Source organism: Sphingomonas sp. NIBR02145, assembly GCF_027359115.1.
Classification (GTDB): domain Bacteria; phylum Pseudomonadota; class Alphaproteobacteria; order Sphingomonadales; family Sphingomonadaceae; genus Sphingomonas; species Sphingomonas kyeonggiensis_A.
Genome location: NZ_CP114791.1, coordinates 1,956,744 through 1,972,970, shown reverse-complemented (window position 1 = coordinate 1,972,970; position 16,227 = coordinate 1,956,744). Strand labels below are relative to the sequence as shown.

The 16,227-nt window shown below is 65.4% G+C and carries 18 protein-coding genes; 7 read left to right on the top strand and 11 right to left on the bottom strand.

Translation table 11 applies throughout. The annotated features are described in order from the left end of the window. The first annotated feature begins 34 nt into the window (after positions 1-34). From O3305_RS08735 to O3305_RS08725, 3 genes are read left to right on the top strand one after another with little or no spacing between them, the layout of a single operon-like run. Entirely contained in the window at positions 35-379 is a 345-nt protein-coding gene (locus O3305_RS08735; RefSeq protein WP_269576043.1) for a hypothetical protein, read from the top strand. Positions 380-424: 45 nt separating this feature from the next. Next, entirely contained in the window at positions 425-856 is a 432-nt protein-coding gene (locus O3305_RS08730) for a hypothetical protein (protein WP_269576042.1), read from the top strand. Positions 857-871: 15 nt separating this feature from the next. Beyond that, positions 872-1,336 (top strand): helix-turn-helix domain-containing protein, encoded by a 465-nt coding sequence (locus O3305_RS08725; RefSeq protein ID WP_184168526.1) that lies wholly within the window; start codon positions 872-874, stop codon positions 1,334-1,336. A gap of 242 nt (positions 1,337-1,578) precedes the next feature. Here O3305_RS08725 and rplA read toward each other — a convergent pair whose 3' ends face one another. Together rplA and rplK are read right to left on the bottom strand one after the other, a co-directional pair. Further along, positions 1,579-2,271 carry a 50S ribosomal protein L1 gene (rplA, locus tag O3305_RS08720; protein ID WP_184168525.1) on the bottom strand — a complete coding sequence of 231 codons (693 nt, stop codon included), beginning with the start codon at positions 2,269-2,271 and terminating at the stop codon, positions 1,579-1,581. 4 nt (positions 2,272-2,275) lie between these two features. Further along, on the bottom strand, positions 2,276-2,707 hold the full coding sequence (rplK, locus tag O3305_RS08715) for a 50S ribosomal protein L11 (RefSeq protein ID WP_184168524.1): 432 nt from the start codon (positions 2,705-2,707) through the stop codon (positions 2,276-2,278). Positions 2,708-2,995: 288 nt separating this feature from the next. Here rplK and O3305_RS08710 point away from each other — a divergent pair, with 288 nt between their 5' ends. After that, complete coding sequence (locus O3305_RS08710) at positions 2,996-3,643, top strand: hypothetical protein (RefSeq protein WP_184168523.1); 648 nt, start codon at positions 2,996-2,998, stop codon at positions 3,641-3,643. 62 nt (positions 3,644-3,705) lie between these two features. On the opposite strand, the gene cyoD is transcribed toward O3305_RS08710, so the two are convergent. The 4 genes from cyoD to cyoA are packed head-to-tail and all read right to left on the bottom strand — an operon-like array spanning position 3,706 to position 7,734. Beyond that, positions 3,706-4,056 (bottom strand): cytochrome o ubiquinol oxidase subunit IV, encoded by a 351-nt coding sequence (gene cyoD / locus O3305_RS08705; RefSeq protein ID WP_184168522.1) that lies wholly within the window; start codon positions 4,054-4,056, stop codon positions 3,706-3,708. Further along, positions 4,053-4,688, bottom strand: coding sequence for a cytochrome o ubiquinol oxidase subunit III (gene cyoC / locus O3305_RS08700; RefSeq protein ID WP_269576041.1), 636 nt, complete (start codon positions 4,686-4,688; stop codon positions 4,053-4,055). Before cyoC ends, cyoD begins: the two co-directional genes overlap by 4 nt. A gap of 1 nt (position 4,689) precedes the next feature. Further along, a complete protein-coding gene (gene cyoB, locus O3305_RS08695; RefSeq protein WP_269576040.1) occupies positions 4,690-6,690 on the bottom strand; it encodes a cytochrome o ubiquinol oxidase subunit I in 2,001 nt (666 codons plus the stop codon). Between the two features lie 15 nt (positions 6,691-6,705). After that, positions 6,706-7,734, bottom strand: a complete 1,029-nt coding sequence (cyoA, locus tag O3305_RS08690; protein ID WP_269576039.1) for a ubiquinol oxidase subunit II — start codon at positions 7,732-7,734, stop codon at positions 6,706-6,708. 169 nt (positions 7,735-7,903) lie between these two features. Here cyoA and O3305_RS08685 point away from each other — a divergent pair, with 169 nt between their 5' ends. The 3 genes from O3305_RS08685 to O3305_RS08675 all read left to right on the top strand — a co-directional run bounded on the left by O3305_RS08685 (position 7,904) and on the right by O3305_RS08675 (position 12,803). Then, positions 7,904-9,229 carry an MFS transporter gene (locus O3305_RS08685; RefSeq protein WP_502958200.1) on the top strand — a complete coding sequence of 442 codons (1,326 nt, stop codon included), beginning with the start codon at positions 7,904-7,906 and terminating at the stop codon, positions 9,227-9,229. A gap of 383 nt (positions 9,230-9,612) precedes the next feature. After that, the gene (locus tag O3305_RS08680) at positions 9,613-12,165 is read left to right on the top strand and encodes a TonB-dependent receptor plug domain-containing protein (RefSeq protein ID WP_269576038.1); all 2,553 of its coding nucleotides are present in this window, start codon (positions 9,613-9,615) and stop codon (positions 12,163-12,165) included. A gap of 95 nt (positions 12,166-12,260) precedes the next feature. Then, a complete protein-coding gene (locus O3305_RS08675; protein ID WP_269576037.1) occupies positions 12,261-12,803 on the top strand; it encodes a GNAT family N-acetyltransferase in 543 nt (180 codons plus the stop codon). A 64-nt stretch (positions 12,804-12,867) separates the two neighbouring features. On the opposite strand, the gene nusG is transcribed toward O3305_RS08675, so the two are convergent. The 5 genes from nusG to adhP all read right to left on the bottom strand — a co-directional run bounded on the left by nusG (position 12,868) and on the right by adhP (position 16,188). Further along, positions 12,868-13,407: a transcription termination/antitermination protein NusG gene (gene nusG, locus O3305_RS08670; protein WP_184168516.1), complete on the bottom strand. Its 540-nt coding sequence runs from the start codon at positions 13,405-13,407 to the stop codon at positions 12,868-12,870. A 35-nt stretch (positions 13,408-13,442) separates the two neighbouring features. Then, positions 13,443-13,640: a preprotein translocase subunit SecE gene (gene secE / locus O3305_RS08665; RefSeq protein WP_269576036.1), complete on the bottom strand. Its 198-nt coding sequence runs from the start codon at positions 13,638-13,640 to the stop codon at positions 13,443-13,445. Between the two features lie 168 nt (positions 13,641-13,808). Further along, entirely contained in the window at positions 13,809-14,390 is a 582-nt protein-coding gene (locus O3305_RS08660) for a YqaA family protein (RefSeq protein WP_184168514.1), read from the bottom strand. A gap of 378 nt (positions 14,391-14,768) precedes the next feature. Next, on the bottom strand, positions 14,769-15,146 hold the full coding sequence (locus O3305_RS08655) for a DUF779 domain-containing protein (RefSeq protein WP_269576035.1): 378 nt from the start codon (positions 15,144-15,146) through the stop codon (positions 14,769-14,771). A 10-nt stretch (positions 15,147-15,156) separates the two neighbouring features. After that, positions 15,157-16,188, bottom strand: coding sequence for an alcohol dehydrogenase AdhP (adhP, locus tag O3305_RS08650; RefSeq protein WP_269576034.1), 1,032 nt, complete (start codon positions 16,186-16,188; stop codon positions 15,157-15,159). Positions 16,189-16,227: the final 39 nt, after the last annotated feature.

Sequence of the window (16,227 nt, the reverse complement as noted above, 5' to 3'; positions counted from 1 at the left end):
CGTCGCAGCATTGTGGCTGCGCGAAGGAGGACTCATGCCTTCTGCAAAGAAGATCGCTTCTGTGCGCATCGCCCGTTCGCTCCAGCCCGCGGAACTCGCGGTGAACCAGGCTGCGCTCAAGGTTCTCGCCATGGGCACTGCCGTGCTCACTGCGCGGGCCGACGGTACTTTCCACCCGCTCGAGGCGCAGGATGCCGTCGACTATGTCGGTGCCGCCACCGCCAAGGTCTTCGGTGCGCTTTCCGACATCAAGAAAGCGCATGGCGAGCTGCGCAGCGTCGGCATTCGCCACCAGGTAATCGGCGAGGGCGACATCTATGAAACGCCCGGGCACGAAGCAATCGAGCCGGCGATCATCAAAATCGCGGCTGCAGCGTGATGGAGGCGTTGACTTGGGCCAGCTTCACTGGTGCGATCATGTCGCATGAGCAAGTTCCTCTATCTCGCCCTGCTGGTAAGCTGCTGCCTCTACGCGCTCGCGCGGGGCGGCACGCCGGAACGTGCGGCCGTCGGGATCCTGGTCTCCGCCGTCGCGGCCTCGGCCTTCACGCCCTCCACCGGCGCGCATCGCTTCTTCCAACTCGAGATGGGCATGCTCACGGTCGATACGTGCCTGTTCCTGGCGATGACCGTGCTGGCGCTGAAGGCGCAGCGTTACTGGCCGATGTGGCTCGCCGCGGTGAAGCTCAACACGGTGATCACGCATCTGCTGATCCTTTCGCCTTCGCTGATGCCATGGTCCTATGCCGTGGCGAACGCGGCGTGGAGCTATCCCAGCCCGTTGCTGATCGCGATCGGCGCGGTGCGGCATCGCCAGCGGCTGAAGCTCTATGGAGCGGATCCCGCCTGGTCCTGACCGGGGAGGCCTATCATGGCTGAGGCGGACAATGCCCTGTATCGCCTGCATGAGCGCCCTGCGGTGCCCAGCAAGGCGGCGGCGGGCGGTGTCGGGTTCACCGGCAAGGCAGCGGACCTGGTGGAGGGCATCTACCGTGCCCGCCGGCTGCGCGACGACGCCTTTGGGCCGATCGCCGGGCAGTTCCGCGAGCCGACCTGGGACATATTGCTCGATCTCTACCTGGCGGCCGCCAAGGGGCGCCCTGTATCGGTGAGCAGTGCCTGTATCGGCAGCGGTGCGCCCCAGACCACGGCGATCCGCCACCTTGCCCTGCTCGAGAGCGCCGGGCTGGTCGTTCGCTCGCCCAATCCGATGGACAATCGGGCGGGCATCGTGACGCTCACCGAGGAAGCGATCCGCCGGGTCGATGACTGGGCACGGCGCGTGCGCGGTACCTGGAAGGCGGAAACGGCGTTGCCGGGCGAAGCGGTGGCCTGAACCATCCGGTGCTTTGTGGGGCGAAGAGGGCCGGGGCGATGTCCCGGCCCTTTTTCTGTCTGGGCGCGCGGCCTGGCGGGTGCTCCCGCGTATCTCTCTCGGTTCCCCGGCGAAGGCCGAGCCACAGTTGCCGAACTCGCGGACGCCCGGATATCGAGATGCCGTGCCAGGGCGGGCGGACGCAAAAAGGGCCGGGAAGATCGCTCTTCCCAGCCCCTTTTTGTTTCAGCGGTGCGCTGAGATCAGACGGCCGCGACTTCGGCGACGTCGACCTTCACGCCCGGGCCCATCGACGAGCTCAGGGCGACCTTGCGCAGGTACTTGCCCTTGGCGCCCGACGGCTTGGCCTTGACCACTGCGTCGACCAGCGCGTCGAAGTTCGCGCGCAGGTCTTCCGCCGGGAACGACGCCTTGCCGATGCCCGAGTGGATGATGCCGGCCTTCTCGACGCGGTACTCGACCTGACCGCCCTTGGCAGCCTTGACGGCCTCGGCGACGTTCATGGTCACGGTGCCGAGCTTCGGGTTCGGCATCAGGCCCTTCGGGCCCAGAACCTTGCCGAGACGACCGACCAGGCCCATCATGTCCGGGGTCGCGATGCAGCGATCGAACTCGATCTTGCCGCCCTGGACGATCTCGAGCAGGTCCTCGGCGCCAACGACGTCCGCACCAGCTTCGCGAGCCTCGTCAGCCTTCGCGCCCTTGGCGAACACGCCGACGCGCACGGTCTTGCCGGTGCCCTTGGGCAGGGTCACCACGCCGCGGACCATCTGGTCGGCGTGACGCGGATCGACGCCCAGGTTCAGCGCGACTTCGATCGACTCGTCGAACTTGGCGGTGGCATTGGCCTTCACGATCGCAATCGCTTCGTCCACGCCGTGCAGCTTCTCGCTGTCGACGGTCCACGCCTTCTGCTTCTTGGTCAGCTTTGCCATGTCCTTAGCCCTCCACAACCTGGAGGCCCATCGCGCGGGCCGAGCCCTCGATGATGCGGGTGGCCGCCTCGATATCGTTAGCGTTGAGATCCTTCATCTTGATCTCGGCGATCTTGGTCAGCTCGGCGCGAGCGATCTTTCCTGCCGAAACCTTGCCCGGCTCCTTCGAGCCCGACTTCAGGTTCGCGGCCTTCTTGATCAGATAGGTCGCCGGCGGGGTCTTGGTCTCGAACGAGAACGAGCGGTCCGCATAGACGGTGATGACGGTGGGGAGGGGCGTGCCCTTCTCCATGTCGCCGGTCTGGGCGTTGAACGCCTTGCAGAATTCCATGATGTTCACGCCGCGCTGACCCAGGGCAGGGCCGATCGGCGGCGAGGGGTTGGCGGCGCCCGCAGGCACCTGCAGCTTGATATAGCCGGTAATCTTCTTTGCCATGTCACTCTCTTTCGCGGGCCCTTCGCGCGAAGCTCGGGGCCCTGATCAAGTCGAGCGGTTAAGCGGCCGTGCGAACACGGCCTCCCGCGGATTTCCGTAGCTGTTGCTTTGGAAGGGCGCGCGCCTAGCGCATCCCGGGGGGAAAGGCAAGGCGCATGGCGCCGCCGCGCCGGTGCAATCGGGCCTTGCCAACTGGCCTGACAATTCGCAGGGTGCCGTCACCGGCGACACGGGCACCAGCTCGCACAGAAGCGCCGGGCAATCCAGGAGGCGCCTGGAGAAGATGCAATGTTCAAGCATAATCGCACCGCCCTGCTGGCGGCCACCGGCCTGATCCTCGCCACCGCCGGCGTCGCCTGGGCCTATACCACCGACACCGATTCGGGCGGCAGCATCACCAACATCAGCGGCGGCAAGCGCTTCACCATCCAGCAGCGCACCGACAGCACGCCGGGCAGGGCGGAGCTGCGCGGCACGTCCAGCACCACCGGCGTCTCGGCGAGCGGGCGGTTCAAGCTGGTGAGCGGCGGCAAATATGTGAGCGTGATGCAGGTGCTCAACGTCGTCGCGGCCGGCGCTACCTCGGGCCCGTCCGAGCCGATCACCCAGCTCGCCGTAAGGCCCAAGTCGGGCGGCAATTTCGAGTTCTACGTGGTGCAGGGCGGCCAGCTGTGCAGCGGCGCGCCGACCGTGGTGATCGGCAGCTCCTACGATGTCAGCGTGTCGGTGAGCACCGGCCAGAGCCCGGAATACCGGATCAACGGCGTGGTCTGCAAAAAATCGAATCCGGACGGCGACAAGGCCGGCACCGTCTATGACGGCAGCCTCAAGAGCGGGCGCTATTTCTACCCGAAGATGGGCGCCTACAACACGAGCAGCAACCAGACGAACAATGGCGGCGGCTCGACGATCGAGTGGACGGAGATCTCGATCTGAGGAGGGGAATAGGGGGATCGGCCCTGCCTAGTTGGCCGATCCCCCGCAGGGCGCCGGTCTCCCTAGTGACCGGCGCCCATATCCGGCATCGGCATCATGTTCAGGTTCAGGTGGTACATCACCCAGATCGAACCGCCGATGGTGAGGATCACGATCACCGCCGTGAACAGGAAGGCGAGCAGGGTCCATCCGCCCTCGGACCGCGTGTCGAGGTGCAGGAAGAAGGCGACGTGCACGATGATCTGGACGATCGCGAAGGCGAAGATCACCGCCGCGGTCCAGGCCGGGGAAAGGGGGGATCCGCTCATCACCAGCCAGAACGGGATCACCGTCAGGACGATGGCGAGCAGCGAGCCGATGCGGTGGCCATTGCCGTGCCCGTGGGTGCCGGGCGTTTCGTGCGGGGTGCTCAACGGATCACTCCATACAGATAGACGAAGGTGAAGACGCCGATCCAGATGATGTCCAGGAAGTGCCAGAACATCGACAGGCAGATCAGGCGCCGCCTGGTCGCGGGGTTGAGGCCGTGCTGGCCGAGCTGGATCAGCATGGTGACGATCCACACCAGGCCGATCGTCACGTGCGCGCCGTGGGTGCCGACCAGGGTGAAGAAGGCCGAGAGGAAGGCACTGCGATCCGGTCCGGCATTCTCGGCGATCAGGTGCGCGAACTCATAGAGCTCGATGGCGACGAAGCCCGCGCCGAGCAGGCCGGTAAGCGCCAGCCAGAAGCGGACGGGGCCGACCCGGCCGCCTTCCATGTGCGGCATAGCTTCCCCAAAGGTGATCGACGAGGCGAGCAGCAGGCCGGTGTTGATCGCGACCAGCTTGAGGTCGAAGATCTCACGCGGCACCGGGCCGCCGGCATAGGCGCTCGCCACCACTCCGAACATCGCGAAGAGCGAGGCGAAGATGAGCGCGTCGCTCATCAGGTAGATCCAGAAGCCCAGGACCGTCGGGCTGCCGCCCGAATGGTCGTGATGCTCCTCTTCCTCGGTGAGGTGCCAGACCGGAGCGGCCTGGGGGTCGATTGCGTGGTCGGTCATGTCAGGCCCCCTGCGCAAGCTGCATGGTGCGCTTGTCCTCGATTGCGGCGACTTCCTCGGCGGGGATGTAATAGTCGCGCTTGAAGTTGAACGTGTGGCCCACGGCGACCGCGAACAGGCCGGCGAAGCTGAGCGCGGCGAGCCACCAGATGTACCAGACCATCGCGAAGCCCATCACCAGCGCCAGGGCGGAGAGGATGAAGCCCGCGCCGGTGTTCCTGGGCATGTGGATCGCCCGGAAGCCAGTGGTCGGGCGTTCGTACCCGCGGCTCTTCATGTCGTACCAGGCGTCCAGGTCGTGGATGACCGGGGTGAACGCGAAGTTGTAGGCCGGGGGCGGCGAGGAGGTCGACCATTCCAGCGTGCGGCCGTCCCAGGGATCGCCGGTCGCGTCCTTGAGCTGGTCGCGCTTCAGCCAGCCGACCAGGATGCTCATCACGAAGCCGAGGATGCCGATCAGGATGATCACGGCGCCGATCGCGGCGATGATGAAATAGGGCTGGAAGCTGGGGTCGTCGAAATGGTTCACGCGGCGCGTGGTGCCCATCAGGCCGACGATGTAGATCGGCGTCCAGGCGATCCAGTAGCCGGCGACCCAGCCCCAGAAGGCGACCTTGCCCCAGAACTCGTCCAGCTTGAAGCCGAAGGCCTTGGGGAACCAGTAGACCATCGCCGCGAACAGGCCGAACACCACGCCGCCGATGATCGTGTTGTGGAAATGGGCGACCAGGAACAGCGAGTTGTGCAGCACGAAGTCGGCCGGCGGGATGGCGAGGAGGACGCCGGTCATGCCGCCCACCGTGAAGGTGAGCATGAAGGCGACCACCCACATCATCGGCAGCTCGAAGCGGATGTTGCCGCGGTACATCGTGAACAGCCAGTTGAAGATCTTCGCGCCCGTCGGGATCGAGATCACCATGGTGGCGATGCCGAAGAAGCTGTTGACCGTCGGGCCGGCACCCATGGTGAAGAAGTGGTGCAGCCAGACGAGGTAGCTGAGGATGGTGATGACCACCGTGGCGTAGACCATCGACGAATAGCCGAAGAGCTTCTTGCCGGTGAAGGTGGAGGTGATCTCGGAATAGATGCCGAAGGCCGGGAGCACGAGCACATAGACCTCGGGGTGGCCCCAGATCCACACCATGTTCCAGTACATCATCGGCGCGCCGCCGAGCTCGTTGGTGAAGAAATGCGTGCCCGCATAGCGATCGAGCATCAGCAGGAAGAAGGCGGCGGTCAGCGCGGGGAAGATGGCGATGGCGAGGATGTTCGAGCAGAAGGCGGTCCAGGTGAACACCGGCATCTTCATCATCGTCATGCCGGGGGCACGCATCTTGATGACGGTGGCGACCATGTTGATCGCCGACAGGGTGGTGCCGACGCCGGCTATCTGCAGGGACCAGAGATAATAGTCCACGCCGGTATCCGGGCTGTACTGCAGCCCGGCGAGCGGGGCGTAGGACAGCCAGCCGGTCCGCGCGAACTCGCCGACGAACAGCGAGACCATGGTCAGTAGCGCGCCCGCGACCGTCAGCCAGAAGCTGAGGTTGTTGAGGAACGGGAAGGCCACGTCGCGCGCGCCGATCTGCAGTGGCATCACGAAGTTGACGATGCCCACCACCAGCGGGATCGCCACGAAGAAGATCATGATCGTCCCGTGCGCGGTGAAGATCTGGTCATAATGTTCGGGCGGCAGGTAGCCGGGATTGCTCCCGAAGGCGATCGCCTGCTGGGCGCGCATCATCAGCGCATCGGAGAAGCCGCGCAGCAGCATCACGATGGCCAGGATGATGTACATGATGCCGATCTTCTTGTGATCGACGCTGGTGAACCACTCCTTCCAGAGATAGCCCCAGAGCTTGTACTTCGTCACCACGCCGAGCAGGCCGAGGCCCAGCAGCGCGACGACGATGAAGGTGCCGAGCAGGATCGGCTCGTGCAGGAAGGGCAAGGACTCCAGGGACAGGCGTCCGAACACCGTCTTTAGCAAATGGTCTGTCATGGCGGTTCCGTTGGCTCAGGCCTGGGCGACGCGCGCGGCGCCGGGCATGCGGAAGGGGGCGAGGGCGGACATGCCCGGATGCTTCGGCGCATCCTGGTGCGTGCCCGCCGGCGGCGTATGGGCGGCGGGTGCCTTGGCCGGGCCATGGTCCGGATCGTGCGGCTTGCCGGCGGCGCGCATCATGTCGCTGCGCATCACATCGACCATGCAGGGCGTGCCGGGGGCGACGCACTGGTTGACGATCTTGTCGAACAGGCCCGGCATCGGCGCCGAGAAGCGCATCACCGGCACCTTGGCGCTCGGCCTGGCGAGCGTGAGGTAAGTGGCGGTGTCCAGCGCCTTGCCGCTGGCCTTGGCCTCGGCGACCCATTTCTCGAACCCGGCCTTGTCGATGCCGCGCAGCTTGAAGCGCATGTCCGAATAGCCGGCGCCGGTATAGTTGCCCGAATAGCCCCAGCTGTCGCCGGTCTTGTTGAGCACCGCGTGCAGCTCCGACTTCATCGTCGGCATCGCGTAGATCATGCCCGCCAGGGTGGGCGCGAAGAAGGTGTTGAACTGGTCGGTCGAGGTGATCGAGAAATGCACCGGCTGGTCCACCGGCAGCGCCAGCTCGTTGACCGTGGCGATCCCCAGGTCGGGATAGATGAACAGCCACTTCCAATCCATGCCGATCGCCTGGACCTCCAGCGGCCTGGTGCCGGCCGGCACCGGCTTGCCCGGCGCGATCCGTTCCAGCGGGCGGAAGGGATCGAGCAGATGGGTGCTCGTCCAGGTCACCGCGCTCAGCGCGATGATGATGAGCAGCGGGCAGGTCCAGATCACCAGCTCGAGCGTGGTCGAGTGGTCGAAGTTCGGATCATAGGTCTTGTTCGGGTTGCTGCGGCGATACTTCCAGGCGAACCAGATCGTCAGCGCCAGCACCGGCACGATGATCAGCAGCATGACGCCTGTCGAGAACAGGATCAGGTTGCGCTGCTGCACCGCGATGTCGCCGGTCGGGTTCATGACGACCATGTCGCCGCAACTGCCGAGGAGCAGGGGCAAGGTGAGTAGGGGCAGGCTGGCGAGAGCCCGGCGAGCTGGTCTGGATCCTGGTATCCGCATGCATCCCGGCTAACCGGACGTTGCGGGTCTGCCTTTGATCCGAGTCAAAGGGCTGCGAATGCCGCTCGGCTAGGGTGCGCCCGCACTCAGGAAGGACGAAATGGGGATGATGGCCACGCCGAGCACGACGAATTCGGGCACGCTCGAACGCGATGCCCGCCTTATCGATGCGCGCGACCATGCGGTGCGCCCCGCCGATATCGCGGTGGGCGTGATCATCGGCCGCGCCTCCGAATTCTTCGATTTCTTCGTCTATGCGATCGCTTCGGTGCTCGTCTTCCCGGCGGTGATCTTCTCGTTCGCCGATGCTCTGACCGGCACGCTCTATTCCTTCGCGGTGTTCGCGCTCGCCTTCGTCGCGCGGCCGTTCGGGGCGCTGCTCTTCATCTGGCTCGATCGCACGCACGGGCGCGGGGTGAAGCTGACCATCGCGATGTTCCTGCTCGGCGGATCGACCGCGGCGATGGCCTTCCTGCCCGGCTATGCCCAGGCGGGAGGCGTGGCGGTGGCGCTGCTCGCGCTGTTCCGCCTCGGTCAGGGCTTTGCCCAGGGCGGCACCTGGGACGGGCTGCCCGCCTTGCTCTCGCTCAACGCGCCGAAGGAGAAGCGCGGTTTCTACGCGATGATCCCGCAGCTCGGGGCGCCGATCGGCCTGTTCGTGGCCGCCGCCGTCTTCGCCTTCCTGCTCACGGCGCTCAGCCCGGCCGACTTCCTCGACTGGGGCTGGCGCTATCCCTTCTTCGTCGCCTTCGTGATCAACGTCGTCGCGCTGTTCGCCCGGCTGCGCCTGATCTCCACGTCGGAGTTCGAGCGGCTCTACGAGAGCCAGGAGCTGCAGCCGACCCCGGTGGGCGAGTTGTTCCGCGAGGAGGGGCGCACCGTGATCCTCGGTGCCTTCGCGCCGCTCGCCAGCTTCGCGCTGTTCCACCTCGTCACCGTCTTCCCGCTTTCCTGGGTGGTGCTGAAGGGCGAGCCGCCGGTGCACTTCCTGGTGATCGAGCTGGTCGGTGCCGTATTCGGCATGCTCGCCATGGTGCTCTCGGGCTATATCGCCGATCGGATCGGCCGCCGGACGCTGCTCGGCGTCTCGGCCGCCTTCATCGCCGCCTATAGCGGCTTCGCTCCGCAGCTGCTCGGCACCGGGTCGGCCGGCGAATGGACCTACATGATCCTGGGCTTCGTCCTGCTCGGCCTGTCGTTCGGCCAGTCCTCGGGCGCGGTGAACAGCAGCTTCTCCGCCAGGCGCCGCTATACCGGCGCGGGCACCACCGCCACCGCCTCCTGGTTCATCGGCGCCGGCTTCGCCCCGCTGGCGGCGCTGCTGCTCGCCAGCAATTTCGGGCTGCTCTCGGTCGGTGCCTACCTCCTCTCGGGTGCCGCCTGCACGCTGGCGGCGCTGGGGCTCAACCGCGAATGGGGCGGCAGGGAAGCCTGATCGCCCGCTTGTCCCAGGAACCCAAAGGCCGGGGCGGCATCGCTCCGGCCTTTTTCGTGCGGGGCGGGAATCGCCCGGTGCTTCGCTTCGTGTCTGCCACGATATGGAACGGGCAGGGATGCCTCGCCGCGGGGCGCCGCAGTGAATCCGCCGCGAACCTTCCGCCACGGAATTTCAAGAAAAACCGTCGGGAAGTCATTGTTACAGGCTTGTTTCATGACTGATTGACAATATTGCTGTTTCACGTAGCTTTTGTTTCAGGACGGGGTGCCTCGAAAGGCGATTCAACATCGCAATCGAGGGGGCATCCAATGGGCGTTACCTGTTCATCAGTTCGTCGGCGTATCCTGTTTGCGTCTTCCGCCATTGTAACATCGCTGCTGTTGACTGATGTCGCGGCGGCTCAGGAAGCGACAACTACGTCCGAGCCGGCCGGCGAGATCGTCGTCATCGGCACGCGACGTACCGATCGCACGCTCACAACCTCCGCGTCTCCGGTAGACGTGATCAGTGCCGCCGAGCTTACCGCACAGCCCGCCGCGAACATGATCGATGCGGTGAAGAACGTCGTGCCGTCCTTCTATGCCGGCCAGAACTCGATTTCGGACGCGTCCACCTTCGTGCGCTCGCCGTCACTGCGCGGCCTGCCGGGCGACCAGGTGCTCGTGATGCTCAACGGCAAGCGCTACAATCGCTCGGCGCTGGTCCAGGTCTATGCCGGCAGCGACACCGGCCTCGGGCGCGGCTCGCAGGGGCCGGACATCTCCGCCATCCCGTCGCTGGCGATCAGCAACCTCCAGGTGCTGCGCGAGGGTGCGACGGCGCAATATGGTTCAGACGCGATTGCTGGCGTGCTCAACTATGGCCTGAAGGAGGGAAGCGGCTTCGAGGTCGTGGCGCGGGCCGGCCAATATTATGCAGGCGATGGAGAGAGTTACCAGATCGCCGGCAATATCGGCCTTGCCGGGGCAATCGGTTTCATCAACCTGACCGGCGAATATGACGACGATGCGCAGACCAGCCGCGGCGTCACCCGGCCATCCGCCGCGAACTTTGCGATCAACTTCCCTTCACTGGCGTCGCAATTGCCCAACTATCCGCTGCCCGCGCAGATCTGGGGCACCTCGCCATCCCATGGTTACAAGCTCTTGCTCAATTCGGCGCTGAACGTGACCGATGAGAGCAAGCTCTACTTCTTCGCCAACTTTGCAAAGATCCACGCAAACCAGAGTTTCAACTACCGCCCCTCGGTTACCAGCACCGCCGTCGATTCCGCCGGCGTGGTCCGCACCCAGGGCGCCAACGCGCTGTTCAACAACACTTTCTACCTTACGCCATGCCCCACCGGCAACGCGACCTGCCCGGCGGGCAGCTTCGTGGTCGACAGCAATGTCTTCCGGTTCAGCCAGCTCTATCCGGCCGGTTTCACCCCGCGCTTCGTCGGCGAGACCGAGGAGATCTACGGCACGCTCGGCTACAAGGGCGAGACCGAGAGCGGCTTCCGCTATGACCTGTCCGGCTCCTGGGCCCGCAACACGCTGACCCTGTCGATGTACAGCTCGCTCAACGCCTCCTACGGCCCCAGGACCCAGACCAGCTTCGCCTTCGGCAAGCTGATCCAGGAGGAGGCCAATCTCAACGCGGACTTCAGCTATCCGGTGGATATCGGCCTGGCGAGCCCGCTGACCTTCTCCGCCGGCGGCGAATTCCGCAAGGAGACCTATGAGCAGACCGCCGGCGACGTGCAGTCCTATGGCGCTGGTCCCTATGCGGTGGCGCAGCGGCTCTACACCCAGACCGCGCCCGGCGTGTATACCTTCACCGGCACCAGCAACGCCCAGGGCGTCGGCGCGAGCGGCTATGCCGGCACCAGCCCGGCGGCGGCCGGACGGTTCAGCCAGAAAAGCTATGGCGCCTATATCGATCTCGAGACCGACATCACCGACGCGCTGAGCGTCGGCGCCGCCGGCCGCTACGAGCATTACGACACGTTCGGCGATGCCTGGGTGTGGAAGATCAACGGCATCTACAAGTTCGCCGATGCCTTCTCGGTGCGCGGCAGCATCGGCACCGGCTTCCACGCGCCGTCGCCAGGCCAGTCGAACGATGCGATCATCACCACCTCGTTCGTCGCGGGCACCGCGGTGCAGGTCGGCACCTATCCGGTGAACACCGCGATCGCCCAATATTATGGCGCGACGACGCTCGATCCGGAGAAGTCGACCAACTACGGCGTGGGTTTCATCCTGACGCCGGACAAGGACTTGTCGTTCACCGTCGATGCCTATCAGATCGACGTGAAGAACCGGATCGGCATCACCCAGAACTACACCGTCACCGCGGCCGACGTGGCGGCGCAGCCATCGCTGATCGCGGTGGGCGTGGGCGGCCAGGTCAACTTCTTCACCAACGGCTTCGACACCCGCACCCGCGGCATCGACGTGGTCGGCACCTGGAAGACCGTGCTCAGCGAGGCGGAGCTCAATTTCTCGCTCGCCTACAACTACAACAAGAGCGAGATCACCAAGTACAATCCCAAGGTGATCGGCCCGAACCAGATCATCGACGCCGAGCATCTCGCACCCAACCACCGCGTGGTGTTCGTCGCCAGCTGGTCGCTCGACGGGCTGAGCTTCAACGTGCGCGAGAATTATTACGGCAGCTGGAAGAGCGCCCAGGACTATGGCCCGGGCCAGACCTTCGGCGACAAGTTCGTCACCGATCTCGACGTCAGCTACACCTTCGCCGAGCACTACACGATCACCATCGGCGCGCAGAACTTCACCGATGAGCGCCCGGACCGGCTGACCGCGGCATCGGTGCCGATCTACCCGATCACCGGCGGAACGTCCGACGGCCAGGTCTATCCGCGCAACGGCGGCCCCTTCGGCTTCAATGGCGGCTTCTACTACGCCCGGCTGCGCATCAAATACTGACGCATGGTGCCCTCTGACTTCCCCGGGGGCATCCGCCTCCGGGGTCCCTTTCGTAGTGCTTGAACCCTGTACGCGCCGGCCGCTATCGCCGTCCCATGGCTGAACTGACGCATCGCATCGCCCGCATCGAGGACCTGCCCGCATTGCATGCGCTGATGGGCCGCGCGATCGAGGCGCTGCAGCAGGGTTTCCTCACCCCCGAACAGGTCCGTGCCAGCCACAAGGTGATGGGCCTCGACAGCCAGCTCGTTCGCGACGGCACCTATTTCCTGGTCGAGCGCGACGGCGAAATCGCGGGTTGCGGCGGCTGGAGCTGGCGGGCGACCCTGTTCGGTGGCGATGACAGCGTGATCGAGCGCGAGCCGGCCCCGCTCGACCCGGCGACGGACGCCGCGCGGATCCGCGCCATGTACACCGATCCCGGCTTCGTGCGGCAGGGGGTAGGGCGGATGATCCTCGCGCTGTGCGAGCGGGCCGCCGCCGATCACGGCTTCCGCCGCGCGGAGATGATGGCGACGCTCTCCGGCGTGCCGCTCTACCGCGCCTGCGGCTATGCGCCGATCGAGCAGGTCTCGGCCGGCCCGATCGAAGGCGTGATGGTGCCGCTGGTACGGATGGGCAAGGTGCTGGGCGCCTAGCCCCGAACGGAAAAGGCCGGAGCGTTTCCGCCCCGGCCCTTCGGATTCGCTTGTCGCGCGTCTCTTACTTGATGCGCTCGACGTCCTCGAAGCCCAGCTCCAGCGGCGTCGCGCGGCCGAAGATCGAGATCGAGACCTTCACGCGGCTCTTGTCGTAGTCGAGCTCCTCGACCACGCCCGAGAAGGTCGCGAAGTTGCCGCTGATGACCTTGACGGTGTCGCCGATGTCGTAGTCGACCTTGACCTTCGCCTTGGGCGCTGCGGTGGCCGCCTCGTCCTTGGTGTTGAGGATGCGCGCGGCCTCGGCCTCGCTGATCGGCTGGGGCTTGCCCGACGAGCCGAGGAAGCCCGTCACCTTCGGCGTGTTCTTCACGAGGTGATAGACGTCGTCGTTCATCTCGAGCTTGGCGAGGACATAGCCCGGGAAGAACTTCCGCTCGGACTGGATCTTCTTGCCGCGGCGGACCTCGGTGACGGTCTCGGTCGGAACCTCGACGGCCTCGACCAGCTGCTCGAGGCCCATGCGGGTCGCGTCGGCCAGGATCTGGTCGCGAACCTTGCCCTCGAAGCCCGAATAGGCGTGGATGATGTACCAGCGCGCCATGCGTTCGTTTTCCCTTTGGTGTTCTGCGGTGCGGCTTACTGCGCGAGGCGCAGCAGCGAATTGACGATGAAATCGAAGATCGAGTCGATGCCCAGGAAGAACACGCCGAGCAGCGTGGTCATGATCATCACCATCACGCCGGTCATGATCGTTTCGCGGCTCGACGGCCACACGATCTTGCGCGCCTCGGTCTGCACCTGCTTCACGAATTCGGTCGGACTGGTCTTCGCCACTGGGGCATCCTCGCTTCAAAGTTCGCCGGCTGCGGGGCACGGGTCCGCTGCCCGGTCCTCTCTGGAGGAACCGGTGCTACCCACCACGCTGTCGGATTGGGGGCTGTATCTAGCGAGTCGCGAGCGCAGGTGCAAGCTGGCGCAAGCGCGAAAAGAAACCGGCCCCGATCAGAGCACCGCGACGGCGACGAAACCCAGCACGATCAGGCCGAGAAAGGCCCAGGCGAAGAGGTCCAGCCGCTTCTCGATGAACTGCTGCACCGGGGCGCCGTAGCGCTTGAGCAGCAGGGCGACGAGGAAGAAGCGGGCGCCGCGGGTGATGCAGCAGAGCAGCACGAACAGCGGGAAGTTGAAGCTGGCCGCGCCGCTCGCGATCGTCACCAGCTTGAACGGGATCGGGGTCAGACCCTTGAGCAGGATGATCCAGGTGCCATATTCGCTCTGATAGGCATGGATCGCCTCTGCGAGCTTGGCCTCCAGATGATAGGTGTGGACGATCCATTCGCCCACCGTCTGCATCAGGCCATAGCCGATATAATAGCCGAGCATGCCGCCCAGCACCGAGGCGATGGTGCAGACCAGCGCGATGCGGAATGCCTGCTCGCGGCGGGCGATCACCATCGGGATCAGCATCGCGTCGGGCGGGATCGGGAAGAAGCTGCTCTCCGCGAAGGAAACCAGGCCGAGGAGCCAGATCGCATGGCGGTGGTGCGCCATGCGCAGCACCCAGTCATACAGGGGTCGGAACATCGGTGCCGGGCAACTTTCCAAGCGGAGAAGGGAGGGCCTGTCCTTTATGGGCGGCGCCCGCGCTTGTCCATGGCGACGAGGGGCCGTTCGGGCGATCTGCCCGGACGACCGGCTTGTTCTGCGGGCAACATGTCGCGGGCCATGGCAGGCTGCGCCAAGCAAAGAACCCGCGCAGTTTCCCGCGCGGGCTCTCGGCCTCCCCCAAAAAGAGGCCGCAGCAATGTCCGGTAAGAAGCGGGTCGGCCCCTCAAACCGTGGCTTCGCTGGTTCTCGGTATTGCGCCAGGGCAATTGTCGGCCTTCCCCTAGGGCAGGTCCGGCGATTCCGTGTTGAACCATGGTGTCACGCGCTTGAACGGATGTTGCGCGAGGGGCGCGGTCAGGGCCGGGCGAGCTGGTCGCGCTCGGCGTCGGTGAACACACGGCCTCGGGTGAGGAAGCGGCGCTCGCGGCCATTGTCGAGGCTGAACATGCCGCCGCGCCCGGGCACGACGTCGAGGATCAGCTGGGTGTGTGCCCATGCCTCGCCCTGGGCGCGGCCGATATAGACCGGGGTACCGTCGACTTCGCCGAGCAATATGTCCCCGTCGCCGATGCGGAACTCGCCGATGGGGTAGCACATCGGCGAGGATCCGTCGCAGCAGCCGCCGGACTGGTGGAACAGCAAGGGGCCGTGTTCGGCCCGGATCTCGGCGATGAGTTCGAGCGCCGCCGGGGTGGCGACGACCCGTTCGATCCTGGCCACCCCGTCGGTCATCTCGTGTCTCCTACGAGGCCATGTCGAGGACGATGCGGCCCTCGATCTGACCCTTGTGCATGCGATCGAACACCTTGTTGATGTCCTCGATCCTGGCGGTCTCGATCGTTGCCTTGACCTTGCCCTGCGCGGCGAAATCGATCGACTCCTGAAGGTCGAGCCGGGTTCCGACGATCGATCCGCGCACGGTGATGCCGTTGAGCACGAGTCCGAAGATGTTGAGCGGAAAATCACCCGGCGGCAGCCCGTTTAACACCACGGTACCCCCGCGAGCGGTAACCCCTATCGCCTGTTCGAATGCCTTCTCGCTCACAGCAGTGACCAGTACGCCGTTCACGCCGCCGCTGGTCTCGCGCTTGATGACGGTGGCCGGATCTTCGTTGCGGGCGTTGACCGTCACCGTCGCGCCGAGGCGGCGGGCGAGATCGAGCTTGGCATCGTCGATGTCGATCGCCGCGACGTTGAGCCCCATTGCGACGGCATATTGCACGGCCATGTGCCCCAGCCCGCCGATGCCGCTGATCGCGACGAAATCGCCCGGCTTGGTGTCGGTCATCTTCAGCCCCTTATAGACCGTGACGCCGGCGCAGAGCACGGGCGCGATCTCGTTGAAGCCGATGTTGGCGGGCAGGTGGCCGACATAGTTCGGGTCCGCCACGACATAGTCGGCAAAGCCGCCATTGACCGAATAGCCGGTGTTGAGCTGGCTCTCGCACAGGGTCTCCCAGCCGCCCAGGCAATGCACGCAGTGGCCGCAGGCGGTGTAGAGCCATGGCACGCCGACGCGGTCGCCTTCCTTGACGTTCTTCACGCCTGCGCCGACCTGGCTGACATAGCCGACGCCTTCATGCCCCGGGATGAAGGGCGGGTTGGGCTTGACCGGCCAGTCACCCTCGGCGGCGTGGAGATCGGTGTGGCAGACGCCCGACGCCTGGATCGCCACCTGGATCATGCCAGGGCCGGCTTCGGGGACGGGGACTTCGTCGATCGTCAGGGGCTTGCCGAATTCGCGCACGACGGCGGCCTTCATGGTCTTGGCCATGGAATTCTCCTTTCCTGGGGAGGGTGCGCCCGGCCGGGG